We start from the raw sequence: 12,801 nt of genomic DNA on the forward strand, positions 1-12,801 counted from the left end.
TTCCTGCACACATTGTACTAAAGATGATTAGTGCAAAAACTATGGGGCTTCTTCCGTTTTCATATCAGTCTAAATATAATTAATGCTGTTACCCAAGCGGATAATCTGGCTAAAATGGCTGCCTGCTAGTTTCTATTTAAAACAAGTGCTCTCTTTTTTTAAAAAATTCATGATAAAACCGGATGCTCTCTAATTCTTCCCACCTTCTGGTCTCAACAGGCTCTTCATCCAGGTTGTAAATCCTGGCTCCTTCTAACGAAAGAAGAAAAGGCGAATGGGTCGCTATTATAAACTGGACATCAAAAAATCTGCCCATGTCAAATATCAACTTGGTCAGCTCATACTGGTATTTGGGGGACAGGCTGTTCTCCGGCTCATCTAGCAGATAAAGCTTTCCCGAAATCAGTTCTTTATCGAAGTAGCGCAGAGCATTTTCTCCATTGGAAAACTCCCTGGTCTTTTCCCCTGCGTTCTTTTGGATATACTTTGTTGCCGTTATCGATCTGGTTTGATTTATTTTTTTCAGCCTGTCATAATCCTTCATAGAGGTGAATTGAAAATCACTGAATTTAAAGTTTTTGTACTCTTCAAAGGACTCTTCCTGTTTTCTCCCGGTTTCCTTATTGCCTTTCCTTTGATTTAAGATACCGTCAATGATATCCTCACTGGTAATAATCTTGCTTCCTTCCGGAATCTTTCTTACACCATCTTCCCCATTCAGACTATAACTGCACATGCCAAGAAAATCTATAAATTCCTTGGAACGGTCTACGGCAGTCCGCCTTGGCAGCTCCAGTTTTTCAGAAATAAGATTTAAAAGGCTTGATTTTCCACTCCCGTTACCTCCATAAAATATGGTAATCCGGTCAAAGGAAATATGATTTAATTCTTTAAAATAAAACACGCCAAAGGGATAGGCAGAGGTAAAGCGGTAAAGATCCATCTCATATTGGCCCGGTAAATGAAACCCTGTAAGATATAGCATATACAAATCCACCTCTTTCCATTGTAATCTCATCTGATACTTACGCTATTTTAGCACAGATGACATAGAAATGATACCCTTTTAAGGCTACCCTTAAGTCTGATATTTTTCTATTGACAAATATTAAAATAGTCATTATAATGACTTTATAGTCAGTGATTAAGGAGTCATTTATGAATCAAAAGACATCCAGGCAACTAAAAAAAGAGCAAACTAAAGCGGCACTTATAGAAACAGCTTATGATATTTTCTCTAAGAAGGGGATACAAGGCACCCGAATGTCCGATATTGCCGCCGCAGCTAACGTATCCCACGGAACGGTCTTTCTGCATTTTAGTACACAGGAGGCTTTTATTGCAGAGGTGGTACAGTATTACTGTAACCAGATAGCCCTGCGCACCCATGAATACTCTGATTCCTGCCATTCTTTAAGAGAGCTCTTATCGGCTCATTTAGATGGAATTATGGAATACGAGCCCTTTTATACAAGGCTGGTTATCGAAAGCCGGATGCTTCCGACAGAAGCAAGAGATGCTTTCATTTCGGTACAGTCCGCCATATCCTTTCATTTTAGCAAGGCTCTTGAAAGAGAGGGACTAACTTCTATTCCGGCAGGCAGTCTTTTTAATATGTGGATGGGATTGGTGCATTATTATCTGGCTAACGGCGATTTATTTGCACCAGAAGGAAATGTCATCCGCCGTTACAAAGCCACCTTAACAGATACTTTTCTTTCATTGATGGAAAAGAAAGACTAGCAGCCACATACCAGGCAACTGCAAATTCCTGTAGAAAAGGAGGAAATATACTATGGCATCTAAACAAAGCATGCCTCTTAAGGCCAAAAGCTGTTATGACCACTTAGGAGGCATTCTTGGAGGCCGCATTTTTGGCCGTCTGCTTGAACTTGGCTGGTTCGAGCAGGATAAGGAACATCCAAGAGAATATTTTATAACGCAGTTTGGTATGGAAGAACTTATTAAACTTGGAATAGACCCATTTGAAAGGAGCAAATAATTATGAATGCAGCAAATCCATTTATGGTATTGAAAAGGGAAGCCCCAGAAGTATCGGATGCCTTTGGCAGCCTCTTATCTGCCATCTCTGAAAAAGGTTCTTTGGATAACAAAATGAGACAACTTATATTCATAGGAATCAAGTCATCACAAGGTGATATTTCTGCCGTAACAGCCCATGTCCCCATGGCAAAGCAGGCAGGCGCAACCAGAGATGAAATCCGGGACACCATCATTATGACACTTGCCATATCAGGGACACAGGGCGTTAGCAGTTGTCTTGTGCCGGCTATCAACTGCTTCGACAGCCTATCATAAAAGGAGGATAGTGGAATTATTGAGAAGCATAATTCACACACAACTTTATGCCTGCGAAATCCTCGGCACAAACTTGAGGTGTACTGAAGAAGGCATGGAAACTAGTGGGAATTATTGAAAAGCATAATTCACACACAACTTTGTACCTGCGAAATCCTCGGCACAAACTTGAGGTGTACTGAAGAAGGCATGGAAACTAGTGGGAATTATTGAAAAGCATAATTCACACACAACTTTGTACCTGCGGCCCAGAGTTTGCAGGTACAGGAAAGGACATGGTTATTTTTATGAAAATTTGTATTTCTTGTGGAATGCCTATGATGAAAAAAGGCGATTATCCATTGGAGGATGAGAGCAAAGACTACTGCATTTATTGTGCCAGACCGGACGGGACCCTGCAATCCTACAAAGAGAAACTAAAGGGTACCACCGAATTTCTTATCCGTACTCAGGGAATTGATGAAAATGCTGCTCACGAACTGGCAATCCGTACGCTGAAAAAGATGCCGGCCTGGGAGCATGCAGAAAGCCTGTAAGGCAGCTTTACGTTTTTTATATATGGGATAGCTGTTTACTTATCCAACGACTGCTATCCCATGTAAATTTTATATTGATATTAAAATCCACAATTGATTTTTTATATTGGTTAAGGAAAACTTTTTTAATCAAATTGCAGCTTTTATAACTGACGTTTGGGTTATGCCTAGTGGGTCCCGGAAGAAATATAGTCCTCCCAGACGTTGTGATTGGCATAATAGATTACATAATCCCCATCCTGAAATTCAAAGTTAATCCCATGATAGCTGGTCTTTTGGTATTGATAGCCTTCCCTCTTCCACATATTGCAATAGCCGTTTGCACTGTTGGCGGCATTGATATAGCTTAGGTTTAATTCTCCATCCTTTACAGTGGTGATATCAAAGTTCACAATAATATAGCCTTCCTTTAGCCAGAAGTCTTCATGATAATCAAGTCCTCCGTGATGCAGTCCATAATCTATGATATCGTATCCCTTCGGTACGACATGAACCTCTGCCGGCAGATAGTACTCTCCATACCAGTTCTGTACACTGGAAGCCACCTGCTTTTCTGCAACTGTCTGGGGGATGGGATCAACAAAGCCCATAAAGGTGCGAAGGGTAGAAGGCAGCATAATATTCATAAAGTTATAGATTTTCTTTGTCTGGGATTTCCACTTTGTCAAAGATACCCCTTCATAATAAGCAGTTCTTTTTAGTTCATTTTCCGGTATTCCAAGATAGGGGTCACCGGCCTTTAGGGACTTATCATTTTCCACATCAAGGTTCCCGCCCATCTTTACCAGGATATGTTCCTTCCCGTTAAAGCTCTCGGTGTAATAAATATCCACCTCCCTTCGGTTCTTTCCATTCTTGTCCACAAAGTAGAACTTTGGCTTGATACGGACATAGTCGTCACTGCCTGCCATGCTTCCTACAGTGGTCAGGGAAAATCTTGTCATATAGCCGGTCTTTAGGATTCCCTGGTTTTTGTATTCCGGATGGCTGCCGTTTACCATAGTGATGGTATACTTTGGATTCTGTCCGTTACTTTCTCCGTTCTGATTCTTGGTTCCAACGGTATAGCGAAAGCCTGTTAGTTTGAGTGAATTGGGAAGACGAAATACCTTTTCCCACATTGGATAGTCTGTTACATCATAGATGTTCAGACCATAGATTCTTCCAGATATTTGTACGATTGAATTGTCTTCTGCAACATAATTCGAAAGGTTGGTATTAGCAAGGTCTTCTGTTTTGCCGTAACCGTCATTGGCAGCCGCATTAATGGCAGTGCTTCTGTATCTTATCTCATATCTTCCTTCTGGCACCCAGGTGGGAAGATAAAAAAGGGTACTTTCTCCTACACTTATCCAGGTGTTTTTCGGAATAAAGCTTCCGGCAGCGGAACCGCCTTTGTAGGCATCAAAGGCAAACTTTACTTCTCTGCCTGCGATGTATTTTCCATAATCCCTATATCCATAGCCTTGAATATAGCGGTGGTTGCCGGTAGTGGGAAGGGTTATATAAAAGGGTCTGTCAAGTACCAAAGACGCTCTCCCGACATCAGGGGCTATCATCTGATTATCGCTGCGGTTATCCTGCACCATACCGTCACAAACAACGGGGGTGTGGACTACTATCGGGTTTACATCATCAATTTCATATTCAGTGTCAACTTCTAATGGTTCACTATTGCAGATATTAACGATAGGCTTGTAGGTAACGGTGCCGGCACTCTCATACTCTCCGTTTGCTTTTGTTCCAGGAATCACCAGGCTGTCTTTGTATAAGACATTTGCGCCAACTTCTTCGGTTCCCTCCGGAATTGCGATTGGTGTATCTGCTGCTTCTTCCTTTTTGATATCCGACATAAGAGTTTTTCCATTAAAGACAAGCTTATCATTTTTACAAATTATTTTATCTACTGCCCCTTCCGCATAGGATTTTAAATCTTCATCCGGTACGGACGGCTCTGTATTCCCTCCGGAAATGGTTTGCGATGACGGCTGTGGAGTTCTTACTTTCGGCTCAATAATGTGGTCAGCCTCTGCGGTAGAATTGGTGTAACTTACGGTAGGAGCTGTGTATCCGGAAGGGGGAAGGGTAATGCTGCCACCCTGCAAGACATCATTTTCTATCGTTGCCTTATCCAATCCATATACACCCAGGAAGTCAATATACCAGTAGGAGTATTTCCGCTCTATATAATAAGTCTTTGGTACAGTTCTGGTATCACTATGAGGTTTGTCCGGTTCTCCTTTTTCCCCTTTTTCTGTCCAGGTAAGAGTATACGTCTTTTTCACAGTTACCGGATATAACTTGGTACCCTCTTTCTTTTTGAACACATAACCGGATAGGTACTTACTCGTTATGGCATTGGCATAAACACTTTCTGTACTTGGTATTCCTTCCAGAACATCATAGGCTTCCTTTCCTCTTCCGTCTGCCTTGATAACAGCCGTAGGGTCTATGATTTCAAATTCCCTGTCTATGCTGTCTTCGGAGTTAATTTCCTTTTCCGTAAATCTCCGGTACATGGCAATGATTTTAAGACCTTTATCCTTTACAGTATATTCCCTGTCCCTTAAGTAACTAAGCGCTGCATCATACTCTTTAGATGAAAGATAGGGATTTACGCTTGTCTTGCGGTTTCCGACTATTTTCTTCGAATCACGAAGATTAATATAATATAGGCGATAGAGATAATATTCTTTTCCATCCTTTTCTATTTTCTTACCTACGCTATGATAATCGGTTGTAAAAGTAGTATTCTTAGTTTGTTTCGGATAACTCTTACTGTCATATACGGTGCTGGTGCCATTACTGTAGACTCTTCGTTCAATAGTAATCGGCTCCTTGTTATTGGCTCCATAGGTAAAGTCAGCTTCAAGGTCAAAATGATCGTCAAAGTCTTTCGTATCATACCAGGGAGCTGCTGTGGCAATCCCATAAGGTTTTCCGGATAGATTGTAATATATATGTTCTGTATCTTCTGTCTCACCATAAAAAATATCAAAAACACCATTAAAGTAAATTACGTCATTGTCTTTGATTTCATCTAACTTAGTGTTTTTAAAAGCTGCATTTACTTGATCTTTGTCAAATTTAAAGGTTACTTGTACGTGTTCTCCATCCCCAAGGTCATACTGTTTTTTTTGACCTTTCTTTAAATCAAAGTATGCCCAGTCTTGTGTATTAGGGTTGCCGTCTGAATCCTTCCTGGGATATCCTTTTGTTTCTTCTCTGCATACAGTGAAACCTATGGTATTCCACCGGATATTGCTTCTAGCTTTAGTGTCTATTGTGGTAAAAGTAAACTCTCCCGTTGTTTTATTAAAATTCACTTCCGGCTTTTCTGCATGGGCTGTTCTCCCCGACATTATTAATAAAGTCAAGAAGAGTACAATCCCAAGAAAACTTTTCACTCTTCTTTTGATTTTCATTTTTCTCTATTTCCCCTTATAAAAATAATCATTCAGTGAATCATCAAATACGGCATAATCACTTCCATTACTATTACCATTGGCAGTGGCAAGCTCTATATCATAAACTCCTTCAAACCACTTATCTTTGGTAATTTCTTTTAGACTTACAAACTGCCGTACAAAGAATAACTTATCCAAGGGCTTTCTTTCTCCGGAAAAGGATATTTTAAACTTGACATACACTCTTACTCGATAAGCATCATCAAAGTATAATGTAGAAGGTTCCACGGATATTATAGGGCATTTAATAACTACTTGATTCTTTTTTGCATAGGACATATATTCTTTGATATCATCTGTCGTTTTTTTATTAGAACCTTCGGTTTTATATATAAAATAAGTGCTACGTAAATTATTTAACCAAGTATTATCTATGGTACAATAGTTCACATTTAAGCGATATTTCAAGTTATCTTCTACCTTTTTCATCCAGTCGTCTATATAAACACACCTACCTTTTTTATCGGTTTCTAGCACTGACATAGTCTCATTAACTTTTGTCGGTCTAGCATAATCTTCTCCTTCTACTGGTTTATAAGAATATGTAGCTCGCTGATACATAAACTTCATCTCATAAAAAGAATTCGGAAAGGCTTCCAGAATGTAGGGATAGTCCTTTGCATTCTTAGGGAGATTGGTAGTACGGATTAACTGACCGTCCGGACTCATCTTTGCCCTTCCCTTCGTGTTTTTAAGCAATGCAACAATCTTTTTGGCATCAGCTGCTGCTAAATAATCATTTCCTTTAAAGGAACGGCTTTGTATGTACATCCCATTACTTTTCCCTACAATAAAGCCTTTTGCATAAGTTTTAGCAACTGCTTCCCTTTTTTCTTTCGGTATCTTATTAATATCAGAAATTCGTTTCTCTAACACTGTCTGTAAAAGCTTCGCATCCACCGTATCACCATGCAGGTATTCATCTGCCCTATTCAAAAGCACAGCAGCATCTGTTCTTGATGTATATTCATTATAATCTTCGAAATCTTCATCTTTTACAATACCGGCAGCCATTGCAGCCTTTAAATAAGCATCTGTTTGTGCAGTATCCACCTCCACCTCCATAGCCGTTACCAATAGTTTAATAAAGTCACAAATTTTAATATTACTGCTTGCTGCCTCTACCGGATTTGCAGGTATGACCACATTTAATGCCATAACTACTACCAATACGAGACTGATTCCTTTGAGCAAAATGCTCTTTTTCATTTGCTATATTCCCTTTCTTTTTGCCTTTTACTGTATTGTTTAGATGTCCAAACAACAGTATTTGGACAAGCACTATGTTATTATTTTTTATGGAAAACTTGATTTTGTGGCAGAATTCTTACCAGCGATTATGCTTAGGATTTTTATTGAAGATACTACTAAGAGTTATTTACAGACTTATTTCCTATAAGATTAATTGTGAACAGTGATAGACCTTTATCTTACGTTACCTTCTTCTTTCTTTTCTTTGACAGGTAAGAGATAATATTATGGAATTGAAAGACATTCCTTCCAATGTAAACAGCCAAATGGAACAGTATCATTCCTATGCCTAAATAGCAAAAAACAAGAAACAGACTCATATAATTTAACTCCCTTTCCAAAGAAACTTTACTACCTCGCCCCAATAAAATTCTAAATTTTTACTCCCTATTCCAAGTAAAAATATACCATATTTTTCTTATGAAATCAAGAAGGTATATCTGACTAATTCTGTAAATGTACAAAATATTATTAAGATATTCTGCCTTTTGTGACTGGATTACATTCAAAGCGCAGAATTTCCTTTATAATATCAGTGTTTTATTTTATACTAATTAAGAAAGGAGGACTTTATATGTCCGATATTGTGATATCCGAAGCTAAACGGTGTTTACAATGCAAAAAGCCGCTGTGCAAATCAGGTTGTCCCGTGAATACCCCCTTCAATGAGGTCGTAAGTCTCCTGCTTGAAGGCAGTATCGTGGAAGCCGGTGAAATGCTTTTTAATAATAATCCGCTGTCTGCTATATGCTCCCTTGTGTGCCCCCATGAAAAACAATGTGAGGGACATTGCGTCTTAGGGAAAAAAGGGGATCCAATCAAGGTGGGAATGGTGGAAAACTATATCTCGGATTATTACCTTAATTATGTTGATACCTGCACCCAGAAAAAATCCGGTAAAAGGGTCGCTATTGTAGGTTCGGGTCCGGCAGGGATTACCATTGCTATCCTGCTGGCTGCAAGAGGTTATAATATTACAATCTTTGAAGCCCATGATAAAATCGGCGGTGTTCTCCGCTACGGTATTCCTGAATTTCGCCTTCCCAAAGCTGTACTTGATAAATTTAAAGATAAACTGATTGAAATGGGTATCAAAATACGCCCCAATACTCTAATTGGGCCGAATATTACGATAGATGACCTATTCCGTGACGATTACAAGGCTATATTTATCGGAACAGGCGTGTGGAATCCAAATACCTTAAAGATCAAGGGCGAGACCCTGGGGCATGTACATTATGCCATAGATTATCTGAAGAGCCCTGAAGTTTACGCTTTGGGCAAAAGAGTATGCATTATCGGTGCCGGCAATGTTGCTATGGATGTTGCCAGAACTGCCCTAAGAAATGGTTCCAGAGATGTTACCATTATGTACCGCAAGGGAGCTGCAAGCATTGATGCTGAACCCCTTGAAGTAGAATATGCAAGACTTGACGGAGTGAAGTTTCATTATTACCATTCACCTATGGAAATCACAGAAGAAGGGGTACGCTACCAGCAGACCTATGTTACCGGAACAGATGAAAACGGGAAGGAAATAGTTGCTATGAAAGAAGGGGCAGAGGGACTCTTTGAATGTGATTCTGTCATTCTAGCCGTTGGCCAGAAACCCAGAAGAAATATCGTTAATAACTCTAAAGGTATTGATATTAATAACCGCGGTCTTCTTGTTACAGATGAATTTGGCAGAACTACCAGAGAGGGAGTATTTGCTTCTGGGGATGTTGTTACCGGTGCCAAAACCGTAGTAGAAGCTGTACGTGTGTCAAAGGTAGTTGCAAAAGCAATGGAAGAATATTTGGAGCAAGCTTAAAAAATCCCGGAAGGAATTACTCCGTTCCGGGATTATATTTTATCATAAAGTTATCTTATAATACTTACTCTGTTATTTAACTTTTTATATACTTCTTTCATGCATTCTTCTGTTGTTATAAGGGGAGCCTGCTGCAAATCAATCCACCTTACACCGCTGTTTTCATCAGCCTTTATTTTTACTTCCTCCTTCTCATCCGCCTGTAACGGATAGGTTACATTAAAATGCAGATGGGAGGGAACGAAAATCCCTTTTTTATAGTGGCTGTTGACGCAAAGTATCTCAAGGGACAAGGGTTCATGGCTTAAGGGCCGTATATTACTTACCCCTGTTTCCTCTTTGGCTTCCCTGACTGCCACGTTTTCTAAATCCTCTTCGCCGTCAGCATGGCCTCCTGTCCAGGCCCAGCTCTGATAAATATTATGGTATACCATCAGCACTTTCGTTCTGCCCTCGTTTACTATCCAGGAGGAAGCAGTAAAATGTGCTATTTTATTTTCCCGAAGCAAACAGTTATCGTTGGATTTGATAAATTCAAGCATTATCTCTTTCTCTGCTTCTTCCTGCTCATTACCGGGCTTATATCCCTTTATAATATCCAGTAAAATCTGCTTCATGTACCCTCCATGAGTCTCTGATTGTAAGAAGAGGTTCTCTAATAGCAGAGGACCTCATATCCTTCTTCTGTTACCAGCACCATGATTTCCCATTGTGCGGAAGGTTCCCCGTCAGCCGTATATACCGTCCAATCATCTTCATCATCAATAAATATTTCATTTGTTCCCATATTTACCATAGGCTCGATGGTAAATATCATTCCGGGTGCCATAACCATTTCCCTGCCCTTTTTGCTTACATAGCTTACCCAGGGTTCTTCATGGAATTCAAGACCCACACCGTGTCCGCCGATTTCCCTGACTACACTGTAACCGTTCTTCCTGGCATAATCATGAATTGCCTGCCCCATATCCCCTAAAAAGCCCCAGGGCTTTACCTGCTGCAAGCCTATTTCCAAAGATTCCTTGGTAACCTGGACCAATTTCTTCTTTTCCTCACTTACCTCACCAACTAAATACATTCTGGAGGAATCGGAAAAATAGCCGTTATAAATTGTGGAAACATCAACATTTATAATATCTCCGTCTTTTAGAATGACCTCCTCGGAAGGAATTCCATGGCATACCTGGCTGTTGACAGAAGTGCATACGCTCTTGGGAAAACCGTTATAATTAAGCGGTGCCGGAATTCCGCCCAATTGAAGAGTCTTTTCATGAACAATCCTGTTGATCTCTTCTGTTGAGATTCCTTCCTTTATACGCTCTCCGACATAATCTAAAACTGCTATGTTTATCTTACAGCTTTCCTTGATTCCTGCTATCTGTTCAGGGGTTTTGATAATCTTTCTGGGTGGAACCTTATGACCTTTTCTTCTGAACTCTTCTATTTTCTCGTCAAAGCTGCAGTGGCAGAATTTATATTTCTTTCCGCTGCCGCACCAGCATGGGTCGTTTTTACCGATTTTTTTCTCCATATCAGCCTCTTTTCTAAAAATCTAAGCTTTTAAATTTTATTTTTGCCTTAAGCAGGCAGTTTCGTATCCTTCCGATACTGATTCGGCGTGCAGCCAAAGTTCCCGGCAAAAGCCCTTGTAAATGCAGCCTGGGAGGAATAGCCGTATTTCAAAGCTATTGTAAGAAGCTTTTCTTTTGACTCCCTGACCTCTAATAAGGCATGAACCAGCTTTCTTTCGGATACATATTGCTTAAAAGTTATTCCTACTGCTTCATGAAACTGGGCAGAGCAATAATAATGGGAATAGCCGATATAATCAGCCATTTTCTCCAGAGTGGGATCATTTGTTATATTTTCATCAATCCAACTTACCATATTTTCTATTACTTTTGATGACATATGCTCACTCCTTTCCTCTATTATACTAAACTACAGAGGATTTTTCTTGATATAAGTTGCTGATTTTAATTGCTTCCGGTAATTATTGGGGATATTTTTCTGTGCCCGGTATGAAAAATGCCAGGGCATAATTATTTGTTCTATCCACCGTATTCTTTGTATAATGCGATATCGTTTTTGTGTCACTCTGGCAAAGCAGATAGATTGTGCCGGAAGTCCTGTCAACACCCGGAAGCTCAAAAGCTTTCAGATAGGAAAACCTTGCGTTATACATATCTGGATTACCAGAAACAAAATAATAGTAATTCTTTTTGTAATAGAACAAATCAATATAGGTATAAGACTTAACATCAGAACCTATCATTTGAGTTATCCTTACATAAGCCTTACCTTTTGTTTCCGCACTTTTCAGAAAAGCTGCAAAATATTCCTTGCCTTCTGTTTTCATTTCTAAATTAATGTTATATAAAATTGCCAGTTTATCCTTTTTTGCCTGTTCAAAGGTGTAATCCTCCGGAATCTTATCCAAAGGTATCACATCTTCAGAAGCGCAGTTTTTTAAAAGCTTCTTATAAAAACCATTCTTGTAGTTGTTATTTGCAATTGTTGACTCTTTTTGAAAGGCAAGATATTGCTTCTGCTTGGGGTAGTAAATATAGACTTTCTCCAAATCACCCGATTGGTATACGCTTGCTCCGGCCATTTTTGGGGGTATTCCTACCGCTTCCATAGGCTGATCCGGCCACTGGTCGATGTCTACAATCTTCTTTATTTCACCCGTATCAATTACATCCTCTGGCAGGATGGCTGTATCTGCTTCTTCATTTCTCCAATAGGCAAATTCACCTACCATGACAGCGGGTGTCATATGTATTCTATTGTCAAATAACTTTATTATTGTCTTGAAATTAATAAGCAAAACCACTAACAACGCAGCTAATACAACTTTTCTTACTATACGAAGTTCTCTTTTTCTCTTCCTGGTTATATTTTTAAACCGGTTTTTTGCAGAGGTGTCCTCCCTCAAAAAGCGGTATACGCTTACATAATAATCCTTCTCCGAAAAGTTTCCAAGCTCATAAAAACCCTCTGTTTTGTAAAACTGCCTCTGTTTCTCATTTTCGTAATCACAATCAAAGTAAATATTAATCTTATCATGCCTGCATAACTTTTTAACAAAACCCAATATTTCTTTTTCTATCTGCTGGTTCTGAAATTCAGGCATAACGGCAACACGGTAGAGGTAAAAGTCTTTCTCTCCTGCTTCTGCCATAAAATTATTCTTTCCAAGCGGCCTGATGGAAAATAATGCAATAATCTTATTCTGCTTTTTTACCACATATTGATAATCCAGTTCCTTCTTTACGTCTTCCTTATACCATGGATATTTCCACTGGTGTATTCCTTCATCCAAGAGCTTTAATGTTACCTCATCCAGCACACTAACGATCTCATCCAAATCCCCTGATACAGCCTGTTCTATTCTCATAAAACCCCCATGTAT

At 39.5% G+C, this 12,801-nt stretch carries 12 protein-coding genes; 5 read left to right on the forward strand and 7 right to left on the reverse strand.

The features are described 5' to 3' along the window. Positions 1 to 136 precede the first annotated feature (136 nt). Positions 137 to 985 carry an AAA family ATPase gene (locus tag BUF11_RS06265; RefSeq protein WP_084558510.1) on the reverse strand — a complete coding sequence of 283 codons (849 nt, stop codon included), beginning with the start codon at positions 983 to 985 and terminating at the stop codon, positions 137 to 139. Positions 986 to 1,158: 173 nt separating this feature from the next. Here BUF11_RS06265 and BUF11_RS06270 point away from each other — a divergent pair, with 173 nt between their 5' ends. The 4 genes from BUF11_RS06270 (at position 1,159) to BUF11_RS06285 (ending at position 2,855) form a co-directional block, all read left to right on the forward strand. Next, positions 1,159 to 1,743 (forward strand): TetR/AcrR family transcriptional regulator, encoded by a 585-nt coding sequence (locus BUF11_RS06270; RefSeq protein WP_073588006.1) that lies wholly within the window; start codon positions 1,159 to 1,161, stop codon positions 1,741 to 1,743. A gap of 52 nt (positions 1,744 to 1,795) precedes the next feature. Continuing rightward, a complete protein-coding gene (locus tag BUF11_RS06275) occupies positions 1,796 to 2,002 on the forward strand; it encodes a hypothetical protein (RefSeq protein WP_073588007.1) in 207 nt (68 codons plus the stop codon). 2 nt (positions 2,003 to 2,004) lie between these two features. Next, positions 2,005 to 2,319, forward strand: coding sequence for a carboxymuconolactone decarboxylase family protein (locus BUF11_RS06280; protein WP_073588008.1), 315 nt, complete (start codon positions 2,005 to 2,007; stop codon positions 2,317 to 2,319). A 287-nt stretch (positions 2,320 to 2,606) separates the two neighbouring features. Further along, positions 2,607 to 2,855 (forward strand): zinc ribbon domain-containing protein, encoded by a 249-nt coding sequence (locus tag BUF11_RS06285; RefSeq protein WP_073588369.1) that lies wholly within the window; start codon positions 2,607 to 2,609, stop codon positions 2,853 to 2,855. A gap of 167 nt (positions 2,856 to 3,022) precedes the next feature. Here BUF11_RS06285 and BUF11_RS06290 read toward each other — a convergent pair whose 3' ends face one another. After that, entirely contained in the window at positions 3,023 to 6,280 is a 3,258-nt protein-coding gene (locus BUF11_RS06290; RefSeq protein WP_073588009.1) for a DUF5704 domain-containing protein, read from the reverse strand. A gap of 6 nt (positions 6,281 to 6,286) precedes the next feature. Further along, a complete protein-coding gene (locus tag BUF11_RS06295) occupies positions 6,287 to 7,531 on the reverse strand; it encodes a hypothetical protein (RefSeq protein ID WP_073588010.1) in 1,245 nt (414 codons plus the stop codon). Positions 7,532 to 8,147: 616 nt separating this feature from the next. Between BUF11_RS06295 and BUF11_RS06300 the strand changes: the two genes are divergently transcribed. Continuing rightward, positions 8,148 to 9,386 carry an NAD(P)-dependent oxidoreductase gene (locus tag BUF11_RS06300; protein WP_073588011.1) on the forward strand — a complete coding sequence of 413 codons (1,239 nt, stop codon included), beginning with the start codon at positions 8,148 to 8,150 and terminating at the stop codon, positions 9,384 to 9,386. 50 nt (positions 9,387 to 9,436) lie between these two features. On the opposite strand, the gene BUF11_RS06305 is transcribed toward BUF11_RS06300, so the two are convergent. The 4 genes from BUF11_RS06305 to BUF11_RS06320 all read right to left on the reverse strand — a co-directional run bounded on the left by BUF11_RS06305 (position 9,437) and on the right by BUF11_RS06320 (position 12,786). Next, complete coding sequence (locus BUF11_RS06305) at positions 9,437 to 10,003, reverse strand: NUDIX hydrolase (protein ID WP_073588012.1); 567 nt, start codon at positions 10,001 to 10,003, stop codon at positions 9,437 to 9,439. Positions 10,004 to 10,041: 38 nt separating this feature from the next. Next, a complete protein-coding gene (locus BUF11_RS06310; RefSeq protein ID WP_073588013.1) occupies positions 10,042 to 10,917 on the reverse strand; it encodes a methionyl aminopeptidase in 876 nt (291 codons plus the stop codon). A gap of 47 nt (positions 10,918 to 10,964) precedes the next feature. Next, positions 10,965 to 11,297 carry a helix-turn-helix transcriptional regulator gene (locus BUF11_RS06315; protein WP_073588014.1) on the reverse strand — a complete coding sequence of 111 codons (333 nt, stop codon included), beginning with the start codon at positions 11,295 to 11,297 and terminating at the stop codon, positions 10,965 to 10,967. An 82-nt stretch (positions 11,298 to 11,379) separates the two neighbouring features. Next, on the reverse strand, positions 11,380 to 12,786 hold the full coding sequence (locus tag BUF11_RS06320) for a GNAT family N-acetyltransferase (RefSeq protein WP_073588015.1): 1,407 nt from the start codon (positions 12,784 to 12,786) through the stop codon (positions 11,380 to 11,382). Positions 12,787 to 12,801: the final 15 nt, after the last annotated feature.

Source organism: Anaerocolumna xylanovorans DSM 12503 (assembly GCF_900143645.1).
Taxonomy (GTDB): Bacteria; Bacillota; Clostridia; order Lachnospirales; family Lachnospiraceae; genus Anaerocolumna; species Anaerocolumna xylanovorans.